The sequence below is a fragment of the Paraburkholderia aspalathi genome, assembly GCF_900116445.1.
Lineage (GTDB): Bacteria > Pseudomonadota > Gammaproteobacteria > Burkholderiales > Burkholderiaceae > Paraburkholderia > Paraburkholderia aspalathi.
Genome location: NZ_FPBH01000002.1, coordinates 445074 through 461895, shown reverse-complemented (window position 1 = coordinate 461895; position 16822 = coordinate 445074). Strand labels below are relative to the sequence as shown.

Annotated in this window: 14 protein-coding genes; 9 read left to right on the top strand and 5 right to left on the bottom strand. The window is 59.7% G+C overall.

The genetic code is table 11. The features are described from left to right. Nucleotides 1–203 precede the first annotated feature (203 nt). Nucleotides 204–1190, bottom strand: a complete 987-nt coding sequence (locus BM438_RS04710) for a helix-turn-helix domain-containing protein (protein ID WP_093633141.1) — start codon at nt 1188–1190, stop codon at nt 204–206. A gap of 94 nt (nt 1191–1284) precedes the next feature. Between BM438_RS04710 and BM438_RS04705 the strand changes: the two genes are divergently transcribed. From BM438_RS04705 to BM438_RS04695, 3 genes are all read left to right on the top strand, one after another. Continuing rightward, complete coding sequence (locus BM438_RS04705; RefSeq protein ID WP_093633140.1) at nt 1285–2529, top strand: DUF1479 domain-containing protein; 1245 nt, start codon at nt 1285–1287, stop codon at nt 2527–2529. 103 nt (nt 2530–2632) lie between these two features. Then, complete coding sequence (locus BM438_RS04700; RefSeq protein WP_093633139.1) at nt 2633–3880, top strand: ABC transporter substrate-binding protein; 1248 nt, start codon at nt 2633–2635, stop codon at nt 3878–3880. Nucleotides 3881–3978: 98 nt separating this feature from the next. Then, complete coding sequence (locus BM438_RS04695) at nt 3979–5052, top strand: aldo/keto reductase (RefSeq protein WP_093633138.1); 1074 nt, start codon at nt 3979–3981, stop codon at nt 5050–5052. Between the two features lie 27 nt (nt 5053–5079). On the opposite strand, the gene BM438_RS04690 is transcribed toward BM438_RS04695, so the two are convergent. The 4 genes from BM438_RS04690 to BM438_RS04675 all read right to left on the bottom strand — a co-directional run bounded on the left by BM438_RS04690 (nt 5080) and on the right by BM438_RS04675 (nt 9540). Then, nucleotides 5080–5967, bottom strand: a complete 888-nt coding sequence (locus BM438_RS04690; protein ID WP_093633137.1) for a LysR family transcriptional regulator — start codon at nt 5965–5967, stop codon at nt 5080–5082. A 105-nt stretch (nt 5968–6072) separates the two neighbouring features. Next, a complete protein-coding gene (locus tag BM438_RS04685) occupies nt 6073–7383 on the bottom strand; it encodes an MFS transporter (RefSeq protein WP_093633136.1) in 1311 nt (436 codons plus the stop codon). A gap of 98 nt (nt 7384–7481) precedes the next feature. Beyond that, nucleotides 7482–8771 carry a M20/M25/M40 family metallo-hydrolase gene (locus BM438_RS04680; RefSeq protein WP_093633135.1) on the bottom strand — a complete coding sequence of 430 codons (1290 nt, stop codon included), beginning with the start codon at nt 8769–8771 and terminating at the stop codon, nt 7482–7484. 217 nt (nt 8772–8988) lie between these two features. Beyond that, nucleotides 8989–9540: an NYN domain-containing protein gene (locus BM438_RS04675; RefSeq protein WP_143131647.1), complete on the bottom strand. Its 552-nt coding sequence runs from the start codon at nt 9538–9540 to the stop codon at nt 8989–8991. A gap of 46 nt (nt 9541–9586) precedes the next feature. Here BM438_RS04675 and BM438_RS04670 point away from each other — a divergent pair, with 46 nt between their 5' ends. From BM438_RS04670 to BM438_RS04645, 6 genes are all read left to right on the top strand, one after another. Then, complete coding sequence (locus tag BM438_RS04670; protein ID WP_093633264.1) at nt 9587–10600, top strand: Ldh family oxidoreductase; 1014 nt, start codon at nt 9587–9589, stop codon at nt 10598–10600. Between the two features lie 248 nt (nt 10601–10848). Beyond that, nucleotides 10849–11985: a porin gene (locus BM438_RS04665; RefSeq protein WP_234486765.1), complete on the top strand. Its 1137-nt coding sequence runs from the start codon at nt 10849–10851 to the stop codon at nt 11983–11985. A gap of 161 nt (nt 11986–12146) precedes the next feature. Continuing rightward, complete coding sequence (locus tag BM438_RS04660; protein ID WP_093633133.1) at nt 12147–13556, top strand: MFS transporter; 1410 nt, start codon at nt 12147–12149, stop codon at nt 13554–13556. Nucleotides 13557–13565: 9 nt separating this feature from the next. Then, nucleotides 13566–14111, top strand: a complete 546-nt coding sequence (locus tag BM438_RS04655; protein WP_093633132.1) for a GAF domain-containing protein — start codon at nt 13566–13568, stop codon at nt 14109–14111. A 163-nt stretch (nt 14112–14274) separates the two neighbouring features. Beyond that, nucleotides 14275–15423, top strand: coding sequence for a branched-chain amino acid ABC transporter substrate-binding protein (locus BM438_RS04650; RefSeq protein ID WP_093633131.1), 1149 nt, complete (start codon nt 14275–14277; stop codon nt 15421–15423). Between the two features lie 59 nt (nt 15424–15482). Next, complete coding sequence (locus tag BM438_RS04645) at nt 15483–16757, top strand: NAD(P)/FAD-dependent oxidoreductase (protein ID WP_093633130.1); 1275 nt, start codon at nt 15483–15485, stop codon at nt 16755–16757. The last annotated feature ends 65 nt before the right edge of the window (nt 16758–16822 follow it).

Below are 16822 nucleotides of genomic sequence, written 5' to 3'. Positions count from 1 at the left end.
TCGCCGCAGTGACGGTGCACGGCATGTAATTCGCCGATCCTCCGTAAACGGGAAATGCTGCGATGTCGTTGACGAGGTTTTCTCAGGCCGTGTGTTATTTGATAAAAGTTAACACTATGCCCGATGCGGGCTAACGTTCGCGATGTTGCTCGCCGAAGGCCATCGAAGGTCGGAAACGGGGGCGCAGATTGCTATCTGCGGGATCAGGCGCGGGACTGGCCAGCCATCTCTTCCACGTTTCGCTCACTGGCTAGTTTCCGCTTCTTTTGCAGTGACGGAGACCGTTCAGTCAAGCGCGCCGCTGCGTCCTTATCCGGAGAACCCGCGGCGGCGAACTGCCGTCGATATTCGGCCGGCGTCGCCTGCTTTGCGGCCTTGAACTGTCGATTGAAATTGGCGACGTTCGCGAAGCCCGAACGAGCAGCGATGACGGCAACCGGCATGGCGGTGTCAACCAGCATCCGGCACGCGTGACCAATCCGAACCCGCGTGATATAGCGGCCGACGCTCTCACCGATATGTTGAACAAAGTAACGCGTGAGCGTGCGTTCCGACAGGCTGGCGGCCGCGCAGAGCTCTGACAGTCGCAACGGTTCGGCAAAGCGCGCGTCAATCATCGAAAGGACCCGGTTGATCCGTTCGGGCTCGTGGCCGGATGGACCGGTGGTTGCCTCGTTGAAAGCACTCGGCGAGGCGAGTGGCTGGCCCGGCGCGTCGGCGAGCGTACACATAACGTCGAGGGCAGCGCCAAGGCGGTCGCGCGCCACGCTCGACAGCAATTGTTCCAGGCGCTCGCGCATCCATTTGCCGGCGGGTGGCTCGAAGGCCAGCCCACACGCGGCCCTGCGTAACAGCTTGCGCAGCGGTTCATATTCTGGGCAACAGTCCGCCATACGCCGCGCCCAATCGCCGTCGAACCAGATGACGATGGCGACCTGCGGCGAGGATGGATCGATTGAACGATTCGACGCCCAGGTGTGCGGAAGATCCGGCGGCACGAGGACCAGATCTTCAGCCTCGTATTCGTTGACAGAGTCGCCGATGTAGCGCTTGCCATGGCTGTTCATCGTCAGCGTTAGCTCGTACTCCGGATGGTGATGCCACTCGAACGGAATACGCGGCAGCCGCCGGTGGTAAACCCGCACCGAACAGTCCCCACCGAAGTCGACATGCTCATAGGCTGGTTTCATGGCCGAATACGCAAAAAGATTGCCTGAATAGTATCACCAAGCCACGCATGCACGTCATATCCTCGGGGCATATCAAATCCCTACGGAGACAGTCATGGCGTTGAAAATCGACGATTTGCCGGGCGCAATCCGGCAAGCGAAAAAGGAGCTGCGCGCGGCGTTGCCGGACTACCGGCAGGTCTTTGCCGAAGTCGAAGAAGCGATCAGCACCGAGGCGAAGCGAATCGCTACGCAGCGGGATCGTGGAGAAGACGTCATCCCCGAGATTCAGTTTTCCGACATCGCCGAACAACGCGTCACCGCGGACCAGATCGCGCTCGTCAAGGCGCGCGGTGCATGCGTGATCCGTAATGTTTTTCCCCGTGCGCTGGTGCAGGGTTGGGACGAGGATATTGCCGACTATGTCGAGCGCAATAATCTCGACAAGCACCTGGAAAACCGCGCTGAAGACAAATACTTCGGCCAGTTGGCGTCCAGCAAACCGCAAATCTATGGGGTGTACTGGTCGAAGCCGCAAGTGCTGGCCCGTCAGTCGGCGTCACTAACCGAAGCACGTGTATTCCTGAACCGGCTATGGCGCAATGAGAGCGGCGGTCAGGTGCACTTCGATCCGGAGCGCGTGCCGGTCTATGCCGATCGTCTGCGCCGCCGGCCGCCAGGCTCCGCGTCGCTTGGCCTGTCGGCGCATTGCGACGGCGGGTCAGTCGAGCGCTGGATCGAAAGCAATTTCCGGAAGGTGTATCGCCACGTGTTTGCCGGCAACTGGCGCGACTACGACGCCTTCGATGCGGCTTTCCGACCCGACGTGCAGGAGATCGCGTCGCCGGCCGTATGCTCGATGTTCCGTACGTTCCAGGGCTGGACTGCCTTGACGCCGCAAGGCCCGGGCGACGGCACGCTGCAACTCGTGCCCATCGCCAATTCGATGGTGTACATCCTGCTGCGCGCGCTTCAGGACGATGTCGCCGAGGACGACCTGTGCGGCGCCATGCCCGGACGGGCGCTGTCGATCAAGCCGGAATTTCATGCGCCTTTGTTCGAGGCATTGTCGTCGATTCCAAAAATGGAAGCGGGTGACACCGTGTTCTGGCACAGCGATGTCATCCATGCAGTCGAAGACGAGCACAGGGGAGCGGGTTACAGCAACGTGATGTACATCGCCTCGGCGCCCGCGTGCGCCAAAAACGACGCTTATCTGAAGCGTCAGTTACCGGGTTTCCTCAAGGGTGAAAGCCCGCCCGACTTTCCTGCCGACCATTTCGAAGTGGATTTCAACGGACGCGCCACGGCTGACGACCTGACACCGCTCGGCAAGTCGCAACTTGGGTTTGATCTGTAGATCGGCAAGGACGTTTGACACGCATTAAAACGGGCACGCATGCGCGTTCGATTTAGCTTCGAATGCGCCGCTCGATCAAATAACGAAGACTTCGGAGACTGCAATGAAACGATCACTCACGTCGCTTGCGACGGGTATTACGCTGCTCGTGGCTGGAACACATGCTGGTTTGGCCGCTGAACAGCTTTCGGTACTGCACTGGTGGACCTCTGGCGGTGAATCGAAAGCGATCCGGGTGTTGAAGGACGATATGACCAAACAGGGCTATGAGTGGAAGGACTTCGCCATAGCGGGAGGAGCGGGCGCGGCGGCCATGACGGCGCTGAAGACGCAGGTCATTTCGGGTAACGCACCATCGGCCGCGCAGATCAAGGGTCCTCTGATTCAGGATTGGGCCGATCAGGACATGTTGGTCAGTGTCGATCAGTCCGCTACCGATTGGAAAGCGCATTCGCCATCGCAGATAGATAGCTCCATGAAGGCAGGCGGTCACTATGTGGCTGCACCCTTCTCGGTACACCGAATCAATTGGTTGTGGATCAACAAGGCCGACCTTGAAAAAGTTGGGGGCACGACGCCCGCGACATGGCCGGAATTTTTCGCGCTCGCCGACAAATTTCGCGCAGCGGGTATCACACCAGTCGCACATGGTGGCCAGCCATGGCAAGACATGACCATCTGGGAGACGGTCGTGCTCTCCCAGGGGGCGGATTTCTATCGGAAAGCCCTCGTTGATCTTGACCAGAAAACGCTGACTTCGCCGCAGATGGTGCAGGTGTTCGAGATCGTCCAGAAGATCCGCGGCTACTTCGATAAGGGCTACCACGGCCGTGACTGGAATCTCGCAACGGCAATGGTCATCTCCGGCTCGGGCGGCATGCAGTTCATGGGCGACTGGGCGAAGGGCGAATTCGCCAATGCGAACAAGAAGCCAGACACTGACTATATTTGCGCGGCCGCGCCGGGCACATCGAATGCCTACACGTACACCGTGGATTCGTTCGCGTTCTTTCAGCAGAACGGTAAGAAGCAGGCGTCGCCTGGGCAGCTTGCGCTTGCAAAGACGATCATGTCCGTAGATTTCCAGCAGCAGTTCAGTCTCTACAAGGGTTCAATTCCTGTTCGGCTGGACGTTCCCATGGACAAGTTCGATAGCTGCGCCCGGAAGTCATTCGCTGACGAGCAGGCCACGATTAAATCCGGTGCGTTCCTGCCTTCGTTGGCCTTCGGCAACCTTCAGTCTCCGGTTACCGCTGGCGCGATTACCGACGTCGTAACGAATTTCATGAACTCGAACGAGGACCCGAAAGAGGGCGTGCGCAAGCTTGCCGCTGCCGCGAAGATTAAGTAGACGGGCGTTGCGTGGCGGTCGGTTTGGAACCAATGGCTTCGCTCATGGCAGCGGAGTAAGTGCTAAAGCACTTACTCCGCTCGACAAAGGAGATAAAGATGGATCCGGTAGCAAAGCGTAAATGGCCGCGTTCAGGGCTCGAGACAAGTGTGATGGGTTTCGGCGCCGCGCCGATCGGCAACATATTCAGGCCGATTAGTGAAGAGGATTCGGCTGCATTGATCAAGGCAGCGTGGGACGCCGGCGTGCGCTACTTCGACACCGCGCCGATGTACGGACACGGGTTGAGCGAAGTGCGCTGTGGTCAGGGGCTGCGCTGGTATCCGCGCGACCAGTTTGTGCTGTCCACCAAGGTTGGTCGCCTGCTGAAGCCGCGCAAACGCGCCGAGATCAACTTTGACCCGTGGGTTGACGGGTTACCTTTCGAAACCGTTTTCGACTATAGCTATGACGGCACGATGCGTTCGATCGAAGACAGTCTGCAGCGTCTGGCGCTGGAGCACATCGATATTGCGCTGATTCACGACATCGACGTATTTACACATGGCGAGCGTCAGTCCGAGATGTTCGAGGCGGCGATGGCTGGCGCGTCGAAAGCACTGCTGAAACTCCGTGACGAAGGAGTTGTGAAGGCGGTGGGGCTCGGTGTCAACGAGTGGCAGATCGCGCACGAAGCGATTCGCCGGCAGGATTTCGACTGCCTGTTGCTGGCTGGACGCTACACCTTGCTCGAGCAGGAGGCGCTGGACGGTTTCCTGCCGCTGTGCGAAGAGCAGCAGGTGTCGGTCATTCTCGGTGGCGGCTACAACAGCGGCATTCTCGCGACGGGTGCGGTGTCAGGCGCGAAATACAACTACGCCCCCGCGCCGGAAGCCATTCTTGAGCGCGTGCGCAAGATCGAGCAGGTATGTCAGGAATACTCGGTGCCGCTCAAAGCGGCGGCGCTGCAATTCGTTCTCGCCCACCCTGCGATCCCGACCAACATCCCCGGCGTGCGTACGGTTGCGCAGCTGGACGACAACCTGCAAACCTTCCGCGCTGACATTCCACCGGCGTTCTGGGCCGAGCTGAAGCGCCGGGAACTGATCCGGCAAGATGCGCCGACTTCTTCCGATTTCCCAGAAGTCTTGTCGGTGCTGGTCGCCCAGGCGGAAAGTCGGACAACGAAATGAGTCAAGCTTGGCTTGGCGTTAGCCAGTTCATCCGAGTGTGCGAAACGTATTCCTGCAAACTTGCATAAACTGTTCGACCAACGCTGACCGCTCGCCGTTAATGGCCACGCTCGCAACTACCGGAATCGCGATTTCTGGTGCAAGCGGCACGACATTCAGCCCTTGAGCGCGTGCGGAGAGCGCCGCGATCTCGTCGACGATGGTCACGACTTTCGAGCGCGCGGCGAGCGCCACGAGGGAGTGATACGACTGCGCGGTGACGCTCGAGCGGACCGTGACCGAGAGTTCTTCGAGCCGTTTCGCCAAAAGCCGCCCGAGTGGGTCGGCGGGATCGGGTCCAATGATCTCGCGGCCTTCGAGCGCACTGATCTCCATGAAAGGCGCGCTGTCGAGGATGTCCGGGTGACCCACGCAAACGAGCCGGCTCGACGCCAGTTCGATCTCCTTGATGGCCGGATGCGACACGCTGTGATACAGCACGCCGATATCCGCTTCCATCAGCGCGATGTTGGCGACCGCGGTTGCCGAGTAATCCGCGCGAATGGACAGCTTGACGCCTGGATGCAAGGCCTTGAATGCGAGTGCTGCGTCCACCACGACAGTCTGCGCCATGGCGGGGGCGGCCAGAATGCGGATCGACGATCCGTCAGTCCCGCCGCGCAGGTTTTCCGCGAGCCTTTGAACCGCCTGCAGCTGCTCATCGAGCCGCATGATCTCGGGGAACAGCGTTTGCGCCTCGCGGGTCGGAATCAACTTGCCACGCACGCGTTCGAACAGCGGATAGCCCAGCTGGCGCTCGGCGCTCTGCAGGGTTTGCGTGATCGCCGGCTGGGTGAGCGACAGGAGCGCGGCCGCGGCCTTGAGCGTGCCGGTCACGCGGATCGCGTTCACTACTTCGATGTGCCTGAGTCTCATTGGATGCCCGCCAGATGTCGGCCTTCGTCGGATTCAACAGATTCTAAAGGGCGACGGGCGAGCGATCCTGTGAATCAAAAAATGGAACGGGGAGAACGTTGGCGATCAGGCGTTTTTCAGCACGTTCTCGTGAGCAGAAACAGGGGAGGTCCGCTTGCGAAAGTAGAGAATGCAGACGAGTGCGATGACGGCAGTGACCATGACGTAATAAGCAGGCACGAACTTGCTGCCGGTCTCGTTTGCAATCCATGTGCAGATCATCAGCGATAAGCCGCCGAACACGGCAAAAGTCAGGTTATGGACAACCGCGATGCTGGTGGTACGCGTGCTATGCGGAAACAGCTCCGCGACGAACGCGGGCATCGCACCCTGAAACACCATCACGCACGCTGTCAGTCCAGTCACGCAGAAGACATAGACGCCGACCGTGGGGGACGCGACCATCAGGTGAAACGCAGGAATCGTCAGGACGACGGTCAGCAGCGTGCCTGTCGTGATGAGCGCAAGCCGGCCGATACGATCCGACAATGCGCCGAAGACCGGTGGCAATACGATCTGTGCGGCCGAATAGCCAATCGCACCCCACATCGAATCGACAGGGCTCATTCCCAACACCTTCTGCGCGTACAGCGGAATGAAGACGCCCAACAGATAGTTCGTCGAAGCGGCGAGTGAATACAGGCCGATAGCCGCGGCGATCCGCGCTTTGGCCGTCGCGAACGTATCGCGGATTGGATTGCGTTCGTGACTGGATACCTTGAATTCAGGCGTTTCGTCGACGCGCCGACGAATCCAGTAGCCGAACGGCACGATCGCGAGGCCGATCAGAAACGGCACACGCCAGCCCCACGACGCCAGCGTGTCCGGCGTCATCAGCTTGTTCGCACCGAGCCCGACGATACTCGCGAGGCCTGTGGCAAGGCCAATGCCGACCACCTGATAGCTCGCAAAGTACCCTTTCATTCCCTTGGGCGCGTGCTCCGTGACGAAGGAGACGGTCGAGCCGAACTCGCCACCCGCGGAGAAGCCCTGCAGGACTTTGCCGAGCACGAGGATCAACGTACCGACGACGCCGAATGTCGCGTAGGTGGGCGCGCAGGCGATCAAGAGGGTGCCGATGCCCATCAGCCAGATGGTGAGCATCATGCCGGCCTTGCGGCCGTGCCTGTCGCTGTATGCGCCGATTACCATCGCGCCGAGCGGCCGGATGAAATAGCTGACGCCGAAGGTCGCGGCAGCGGCGAGCATCGATGTGTAGGCGTCGCCCGTCGGGAAGAAGGCCTTGGCGATAACCACAGCCAGGAAGCCGTAGACGAACAGGTCATAAAACTCGAGCATGTTGCCCACCAGCGCGGAGGCCAGGATGCGGCGAAATTTGCTGCGTTGCTCAGGACTTAGAACTTTATCGGTGGACATGACATTTCCTTTTCCGATGCGAGGAGCGTAGGGCAGCGCGGCATCCGCGGCGCGTTCCGACGACGAGGGCAATGAGTGCGTGGCAGACGCGGGCCGGTTTAGAGGCCGGCTGGTGCGCTCAGGTAGTCGAAAGCAGTGAGCACGAAGATTTCACCGAGCGCGCGCAATTCGTCTACGTACACGTGCTCGTCGGATGAGCCCATGTTGTAGGACGTCAAGCCGCAGACCACGGTGGGTACGCCGTGCTGCCGGTAAAGCCGTGCATCGGAGGCGCCGACACGCATGTTGACCACCGGTTGTGTGCCGAGCTTCGCAGCACAATGACGGCTGAGTGTTTGAATGATCTCGTGATCGGGAGCGGTCCAACTCGGTTCGTAGCGTCGCGTGATTTCCAGCGAGACGCCCGGATGGCGCGCAACGATTTCCTTGATGCGGTTTTCGATCTCGGCGACTGAAACGCCGACGGGCAAGCGGATGTCGGCGGTAGCGGTGGCGTGGTCCGCGATCAGATTCGACAGACGTCCACCGCTGACCGTACCGAACGTGATGGTGACCTGACGCAAAACGTCGCTCTCTCCTGCGCCGGAGATGAGTTCGGATGTTTCGCTCGAACGGGCGATGGCGGCGAGGACTTCGACCGGCGCGTTCACGGGATAGTCGCGCACCGATTTGAGCTCGTGGATGGCGTCGAGAATTTTCTCGATTGCGCTATCGCCCTTGTGCACATGGGCCGCGTGTGCCGACTTGCCGCTTGCATCGAGACGCAGCCAGATCATGCCTTTCTCGCCAAAGCGCAGCACGTTGGGCGAGCCGGTGTCGGCGCTGATCATCGCGTCGCCGGTTGCGTGCGGCACATGATTCAACAGATAGCCTGTCCCTTCCGTGCCCATGCTTTCTTCATCGCCGGCGAAGGTGGCGACGACTTCGCCCGCGAACGAATCGCGCACGGCGGCGAGCTGACGCAAGGCGAACACGATGGCGGCCACCCCGCCTTTCATGTCCGACACGCCCAATCCGTAAAGCTTCCCGTCGCGTTCCTGACCGTTCGGATCGGCCGACCATTGATGGGCATTCACGAGCGGGAAGGTGTCCAGGTGGCCGTTGAAAACCAGCCGACGCCCGGGGCGCGAACCACGCACGCGTACCGCCAGGTTCATGACATGCGGAAGCGTACCGAATCTCTCGACGTCCGCGCCGGAGCCTTTGAACATCGCCTCGATCCGGTCGGCGACCGCGTGAGTATTGCCGGGTGGATAGGCGCTGGGAACGGCTACCAGGGCGCGTGCGAGATCGACGATCTGATGACTGGATCGGGACGCGGCGTCCGCGAGGGTGCTACGCAAACGGGCAATCTCGGCATCGCCCGAGACCAGGGCATCGGCTACCATTTCTGACCTCCATCGGATGACGCGCTGCGAGCCGGAGGGCAGGCCGCGCCATTGATCCGATAGTCGGTAGCCGAATTGTTCGCGTCTAATCAGACAAAAACGTGGGGGTATAAGTAAAAGTTAATCGGTGATGGGTGGGTATGGGTGTCGACGCGCTGCGGCTTGTTGTTCAAAGCTGAGGGCCTTTCTGTACGCATAAGGTGGTGTAGTGGCGGTTTCAACTGTCGAGCCATATCACTCTGTCCGCGAATGATTCCAGTACCGCTGCGCGTTCGCTGTGCGCAATGTAGAGCCAGAGTTCTTTCGAATACCGGAGCCGGACAGCTGAAATTGCCGGCTCCAGGGCCGCGTCGGCAGCAGTCAGGACAAGACGATCACAATCACTTTCTGCGGCGAACCGTACGGCTTCGACCGCCGTTTCGACTGCGAGCAGCCTGCGAGCGTCGCAGCAGGCCGCTTCGTTTGCCGTTGCTGACAGAGGAACCAGACGCACATCAAACGGGGTTCGCAATCTGTTCGAGCGCAGACCACTGAACAATGGGCCCGCCAGATCCTGATCGACGTCGCGAGACAGATCGAAATATAACGAGTGTTTCATGGGGGCGCCTTGCGCCGCGACCAGTTTCCGCTCCATGTTCGCGATCATCTCGATGGATGCGCCATCGTTCAGGGCGGCCGCCAGATAGGTTCCGTCGACGATCCATACCGTATTCATATGATGGTCCCTGGATGCTCGCCAAGTGTCTTTGTTTGACGACGATAGCCACAACGATTATCCTCAGTCTCTGAATATTGTATCCAAAAAAGGCTTGAGTGTGGAAAAAGTCCGCTTGTCTCTCGATGAAGTGAACGCGTTGTCCATGCGCGTGCTCACGTCCAATGGCATGGCCGAAGATCACGCTCGCGCGATCGCACGGGTGATTACGGCAGGTCAACGGGACGAGTGCCACTCGCACGGAATTTATCGTCTGCTTGTTTGCGTCAGGTCTCTTCGGGAAGGCAAGCTCGTGGGCGACGCGAGGCCTCAGGTCAGTGAGCTCTCGCCCGCGATTGTTCGGGTCGACGCCGGATTCGGATACTCACAGCTAGCCTTCGAACTGGGCAGCAAAGTTCTTGTTGAAAAGGCTCGCCACGTTGGCATCGCGGCACTCTCGATCAACAACTGCTTCCACTTTTCGGCTCTCTGGCCCGAGGTGGAGGCTATTGCGAGCGAGGGACTCGCCGCTGTAGCGATGACCCCAAGTCATAGCTGGGTTGCGCCGGCGGGCGGCACCAAACCGGTGTTCGGGACCAATCCGATTGCCTTTGCGTGGCCGCGGCCGGGCAGGTTTCCATTCGTTTTCGATTTTGCGACAAGTGCGATCGCTCGTGGCGATATCGAGTTGCACAGAAGAACAGGAAAGGAAATTCCCCTTGGCTGGGCCGTCGACGAGGCGGGGCAGCCGACCACGGATCCAACTGCTGCAATGCGAGGCGCAATGCTCACATTCGGCGGCCATAAAGGGTCTGCCCTGTCGGCGATGGTCGAACTGCTTGCTGGCCCTCTGCTCGGGGATCTGACCAGCCTCGAATCGCAGAAATTCGACGAAGGTGTGGGCGCCACGCCTTGCCATGGCGAACTTGTGCTCGCCTTCAATCCTGACATATTCGCCGCTGGAAAGCGCGCGCAGGGCGACCAGTACGCAGAAGCCATGTTCGATGCGATCGCGGGGCAGGGTGCGCGGCTGCCGTCGCAACGGCGATTCGAGGCAAGGGTTCGAAGCGAAGCAAATGGTGTCGAGGTCAGCGCCCAGCTTTACGCGGACGTCAAGGCGTTGATCCGAAACTAACCGCGCCCTTGTGGGCGCATACAGCATATTTTGGCAGTTTCCGCCATAGGCGCCCGCCCGGGCCCCCCAACATAACCAGGAACGCTGCGGGAACTGCTTGACCGATTATATTGGATCCAGGATATTGGCGACGATTGAGGGCGGTGACGAAAACTTTCATGGGCCGCGCAGACATGTCTGATACCGGGAGATTCGACAGGAGATCCCATTTTTTATTCGTAGCATTACTTACTAAAAAGGAGATCAAGATGAAGAAGACGGGAATGGCGGCGGCGATCATGTCCACCGCGGTCGTGTGTCATGCGCAGAGTTCCGTCACGTTGTACGGTGCGCTGGACGATGGGATCACCTACACAAACAATCAGGGTGGTCATTCCAACGTTCAGGCCTCCAATGGCGCATTAGGCAGCACCAAATGGGGGTTTCTGATCAACGAGGATCTCGGTGGCGGATACAGTACGGTGGCCCGTCTGGAAAGCGGCGTCGATATCAATACCGGAAAGATGAATAACGGCGGGCGTCTGTTCGGCCGTCAAGCCTACGTTGGCCTCGGGTCGCCCTTCGGGACCGTGCTGATGGGACGCCAGTACGACCTGGTGCTCGATTCGCTGATTGGTCTTTCAGCGTCTGGCCGATTCAATGGAATTCTGGCCACGCACGCAGCAGACGTCGATAACGTTTGGGGCAACTACTCACTGAGCAATTCCATCAAGTACATCTCGCCCACGTACGCCGGGTTCAAACTGTCGGGGCTTTTCAGTCTGGGAGGCGTGGCGGGTGACTTCTCCAACGGCAAGAAGGAATCGATCAGCGTCAGCTACGCGAGCAACGCGCTCAGCGCGAGCGCTGTATTTTCGCGAATCAATAATCCCGCGACGTCCATCTACGATGCGACGGCAAACCCTGTGGCCGGTGGCACGTTTGTGAACCCGATTACCAATCCGACTTACAGCGGGTACACGTCAGCCCAGACCCTGCAGGTTGCAGGCGCTGGCATTAACTACCGTCTCGGCGCGGCGCTGCTGGGTTTTACCTACACGAATACGCGCTTCGAAGACGTGGTGCGGACTTCGTCGACGCCATTTTCGGGCACGGCCACCTTCAATAACTACGAAGCGCTGGCAACGTACAACGTCACGCCGGCAGTTCTGCTGGGTGCCTCGTACGACTATACGAAGGCTGAGTCGGCGAAATATCTGCAGCTCAACGTGGGGACCCAATTCAGCTTGTCGAAGCGCACATTGCTCTACGCGACGACCTCCTGGGAGCGGGCGACAGGCATCGATTCGACGGGCAAGTCTGCCGTCGCAGCGCTGTCCTTCCTGACGCCGTCGTCCACGAATAGCCAGGTCGCCGTCCGCGCGGGCATTCGCCATACGTTTTAAGACTTCCGAGTCCTGATTCCGGCTGCCGCGTCCCGGGCGGACACAAGCGCACGCAAAGGTTTACCCGGCCTTGACTCTGGATTTTGGATACAGGATATTGTGACCACACTTCGATCCGGAACATTCTGGATCGGTCGATCCCTCATTTTGGGAGCAATGACATGTCACCGATTGCAGCCCGGCTCGAACGCCTGCCGTTCGGCCGTTTTCACTTCAAGCTGCTCCTCATGGGCGGTCTGGGCTTCATGTTCGAGGCCATCGACGCAGCCATCATCGCGTTTATCCTGCCTGTCGTTCGTACCAAATGGCATCTGACCAGCTTCGAAACAGGGCTGCTTGGCAGCAGCACCTACGTTGGCTTTCTCGTCGGCGCGCTTTTCGCCGGCCTGCTGGGCGATCGCTTTGGCCGCCGTGTCGTCATGATGTGGGCGCTGACCTTCTTCTGCGTGCTCACGTTTGCCAACGCGTTTGTGAACGACTGGCACACGTTCGCTCTACTGCGCGCAATAGCAGGTATCGGGATGGGCGCCGAGGGCGCGATCATTGCGCCGTTCCTGGTGGAGTTCGTCAGTAACCGCTATCGGGGAGCCTTTACCGGCGCACTGGCTGGTTTCTTCTCGTTTGGTTTTGTCGCGGCGGCGTTGATCGGCTACTTTGTGATCCCGCTGAACCCGGAAGGCTGGCGCATCGCGCTGGTGATCGTTTCCCTGCCGGTCGTTGTGCTGCTCTGGTGGCGGCGTTCGCTGCATGAGTCCCCGCGATGGCTGGAGATTCGCGGCCGCCATGCGGAAGCCGAAGCCGTGGTGTCCGATATTGAGCGGCAGGTCGAACGTACAGGCGTAACGCTGTCTCCGGTCGTGCCTTTGGCAGGTACAACGGTCAGCTATGAGCACTCGGGTTCCTTCTTCGGAAACCTGAAGCTGCTGTGGAAGCCGCCTCTCGCCAAGACGACGCTGATGACCTGGTGTCTGTGGCTGTCGGTGACGTTCTGCTCGTACGCATTCTTTGTCTGGATCCCCGGCTTGCTCGTGCAGCATGGCATGACCATCACGAAGAGTTTTTCTGTCTCAATCTTTATCTACCTCGCGCAGATTCCGGGCTACTACTCGTCGGCATACTTTTGCGAGAAGCTGGGACGCAAGACGACGATCGTCACTTACATGGGATTGGCCTGCCTGGCCGGTATCTGGCTGGCAAATGCGGGCAGCGATACAACGATCGTCCTTGCGTCAATCTTTATGTCCTTTGCGATGAACGGTGTCAACGCGGGCGAATACGCCTATACGCCAGAAGTGTTCCCGACGCATCTGCGCGCGACAGGAATGGGTACGGCGTCAGCGTTCGGCCGTATCGGTGCAATCTGTTCGCCAATGCTGGTGGGTTATATCTACCCGTTGTGGGGTTTCGCCGGCGTGTTTGGCATGACCACTGGCATCCTGCTGATCGGCGCGCTCGCCGTGATTTTCCTGGGTGTGTCCACGACCGGAAAGACGCTAGAGGAAATTTCCGAGGCGGAGTATGGCTCCCTGCGTCCCGACGCGCAAAGCGCCGAGCTTCGGACCGCGAAATAAGGAGTTTTCGTGACAAACACAAACCACGCACTCATTCTTCGGGCGATCGAGCGGATAGCCCGGATGCAACAGGAAGGCGGCAAGGCCGACCTTGTATGGTCCGAGTTCGAGCGCTCCCTCACGGAGGTATTCGGCCAGCGGCTCTTTACGGTGCTGGCGTATGACGAGGCGTCGAGCCGGCTCGGACGTCTGCATAGCAATCGCCTGGATATCAATCCGGTAGGTGGACTCAAACGGGTGACGCAAAGTCGCTGGTCGGATCAGGTTCTTCGCCGCGGTGAGATCTTTGTTGGCTCAACGCGCGAGGACATCAAGTCGGTGTTCTCGGAATACGAGGTGTTGTGGTCGATTGGGTGTGAGAGTGTGCTGAACATCCCCGTGCGCAAGAACGGTGTCACGCTAGGCACCATGAATCTGCTTGGCGAAGCTGGGCTGTATGACCAGGCTGATATCGCCCTGGCACTGGTTTTCGCACAGTTGGCGGTTTCGCCGCTCGAAGACCAGGTTCAAAAGCTGAGTGGACTTGAAGATCCTGATTTTATGGAACAGGTGTAGGACCTGGGGCGGGGCGGCAGAAAACCGCGCTCCGCCAATTTTTCGTACGCATTTGACAGACCCGCAGAAGGCGCGCATTATACGAAAAACAGTTGGATATTGGATCCAACATAATGTTCTCGGCGCTCTCAACGCGGCTTTTATGGGTAGTAAGGAGACTGATATGAAAGTTCGCACCATCGCTTTTGCAGCCGCTGCTTCGGGATTTCTGCTTCTGTCCCTCGAAGCCGCACAGGCCGCCGAAACACAAACGGTCAAGCTGGGTCTGGCCGCTCCGATGACGGGCGCGCAGGCTCAGTATGGCAAGGATTTCGAGTCGGGCGTGCAGCTCGCCATTGACGACTTCAATGCCACGAAGCCCAAGATCGACGGCAAGGAAACGAAGTTCGTGCTGGAAGCGCTCGACGATCAGGCGGACCCGAAGACGGGTACCGTCGTCGCCCAGAAGCTGGTTGATGACGGCATCAAGGGCATGCTCGGTCACTTCAACTCCGGGGTGACGATCCCCGCTTCGGCGATCTATTCGCGCGCAGGCATTCCGCAGATTTCGACGGCAACGGCACCTGCCTATACACGCCAGGGTTTCAAGACCACGTTCCGGATGATGACGTCTGATACGCAGCAGGGCAGTGTGATGGGCAAGTACGTCGTCGAGACGCTCCACGCGAAGCGCATTGCGATCATCGACGACCGCACGGCATACGGCCAGGGTCTTGCGGAGCAGTTCGAGACGGCAGTGAAGGCGGCCGGCGGTAACCTCATCGACCATCAGTTCACGTCCGACAAAGCGGTCGACTTCAAGGCGATCCTGACCGGCATCAAGTCGAAGAATCCTGATTTCATCTATTACGCAGGCGCCGACGCGCAATCCGCACCCATGGTCAAGCAGGCGCGCACGCTCGCGATGAAGGCGACGTTTGCCTCGGGTGAAATGTCGAAAACGGAAGACTTCATCAAGATCGCCGGGCCGGCGGCGGATGGCGCGATTGTCTCGCTCGCGGGACTGCCACTCGACAAGATGCCGGGCGGCGCGGGCTTTACGCAGCGCTACAAGGCCAAGTTCGGCTATGAACCGACAACCTACGCACCGTACACATACGACGGCGCCATGGCCATGATGCAGGCGATGCAGAAGGCCAATTCGTCAGACCCGTCCGTCTACCTGCCGGTGCTCGCGAAGACGGACATGAAGGGTGTCACGAGCGACCACTTCGCATACGATCAGTTCGGTGATCTGCGCGACGCCATCATCACCGTCTACAAGTGTGAAAACGGACAGTGGAAGCCGATTACGGTACTCGGATCCAAGTAACTGAAGCCACGGTGGACGGCAGATCGGCCGTCCACCACGCAATACCTCGACTCACGGAAATGACTCAGCAAGTTCAAAACTCCCGGACGACCCCGGACGTTGTGGTTATCGGTGGCGGAATCGTCGGCCTCGCCTGTGCGTGGGCTGCACTGCGCGACGGCGCTACCGTCACCATCATCGATCGCGATTTCGAGGGCGACCGTACGTCGCACGGAAATGCGGGTGGCATCGCCGTGACGGAGAGCACCCCCATTTCAGTGAACGGGTTGTACATGAAGGCGCTGAAGTGGCTGTTTGATCCTCTGGGGCCGCTGGCGCTTGACTGGAAACATGTGCCGACCGCTTTGCCCTGGTTCATGGAATTTCAGCGCTCGGGCAACAAGGACCGCTTCCGTGAAATTTCCCTCGCTTTGGCCCAGTTGAACAACCGCGTCTACGACGACATCGTCCCGATGTTTGAGGACATCGGCGCGATGGACAGTTTTTATCGGCGCGGCGCATTGACGGTCTACGAGACAGACGAAGCCTTCGCCGCGGATCAGCATGAATGGGAATTCAAACGGGATCTGGGCGTGCGCTGGCACGCCATGTCGGCCGACGAGGTTCGCGATTGCGAACCGTCCCTCGCGCCGGTTTTTCGTCATGGCGTGTTTCTCGACGACTGGTCGCACATCGGTGACCCGAAGCGTCTAGTGACGCAGTTGCGTGAGCGCGTGAAACAACTCGGCGCCACGTTCGTTGTCGGCGCGGTGAAGGCACTCGATCTCGCGGATGCACTTGCACCGGCGGCGGTCACCGAGACAGGCGAACGGGTCAAGGGGCGCCGCCTCGTCGTGGCCACGGGTGCATGGTCCGCCGCGCTTGCCGGATCGATCGGCGACCGCGTTCTGCTGGACAGCGAGCGGGGTTACAACACGACGCTTCCCGCGCATGGCATCAGCCTGTCGCGCGAAGTGATTTTTGCTGAACGCAAATTTGTCGCCACGCCACTCGATATCGGTGTGCGCATTGGCGGCGCGGCCGAGTTCGCCGGTCTCAAGGCACCACCGAATTACAAACGCAGTGATGCGCTGCTCGCGCTCGGAAAGCGCTTCCTGCCCGGTATCAACGACAAGGGTGCCGTGAAGTGGATGGGGCACCGTCCGGCCACGCCGGATTCATTACCGGTCATTGGCCAATCGCCGCGTGCGCCGTCCGTTATTTATGCGTTCGGCCACGGTCACCTTGGTCTGACGCAATCGGCAACAACGGGTGCGCTTGTCGCGGACCTGCTTGCCAATCGAACGCCCGGAATCGGACTTGAGCCGTACTCGATCAGCCGCTTCCGCAATTAACGGGGCCCCCGCGACCTCGATCGACCCGCGGGACATCCCGCCTCTGATTATCATTTTTTAGGAAG

Bases quoted from the DNA above. Each gene is read 5' to 3' on its own strand.
- BM438_RS04695 (WP_093633138.1), top strand. From the start codon at position 3,979: ATGGATCCGGTAGCAAAGCGTAAATGGCCGCGTTCAGGGCTCGAGACA.
- BM438_RS04645 (WP_093633130.1), top strand. From the start codon at position 15,483: ATGACTCAGCAAGTTCAAAACTCCCGGACGACCCCGGACGTTGTGGTT.
- BM438_RS04685 (WP_093633136.1), bottom strand. From the start codon at position 7,383: ATGTCCACCGATAAAGTTCTAAGTCCTGAGCAACGCAGCAAATTTCGC.
- BM438_RS04710 (WP_093633141.1), bottom strand. From the start codon at position 1,190: ATGAAACCAGCCTATGAGCATGTCGACTTCGGTGGGGACTGTTCGGTG.
- BM438_RS04665 (WP_234486765.1), top strand. From the start codon at position 10,849: ATGAAGAAGACGGGAATGGCGGCGGCGATCATGTCCACCGCGGTCGTG.
- BM438_RS04705 (WP_093633140.1), top strand. From the start codon at position 1,285: ATGGCGTTGAAAATCGACGATTTGCCGGGCGCAATCCGGCAAGCGAAA.
- BM438_RS04700 (WP_093633139.1), top strand. From the start codon at position 2,633: ATGAAACGATCACTCACGTCGCTTGCGACGGGTATTACGCTGCTCGTG.
- BM438_RS04690 (WP_093633137.1), bottom strand. From the start codon at position 5,967: ATGAGACTCAGGCACATCGAAGTAGTGAACGCGATCCGCGTGACCGGC.
- BM438_RS04650 (WP_093633131.1), top strand. From the start codon at position 14,275: ATGAAAGTTCGCACCATCGCTTTTGCAGCCGCTGCTTCGGGATTTCTG.
- BM438_RS04660 (WP_093633133.1), top strand. From the start codon at position 12,147: ATGTCACCGATTGCAGCCCGGCTCGAACGCCTGCCGTTCGGCCGTTTT.
- BM438_RS04680 (WP_093633135.1), bottom strand. From the start codon at position 8,771: ATGGTAGCCGATGCCCTGGTCTCGGGCGATGCCGAGATTGCCCGTTTG.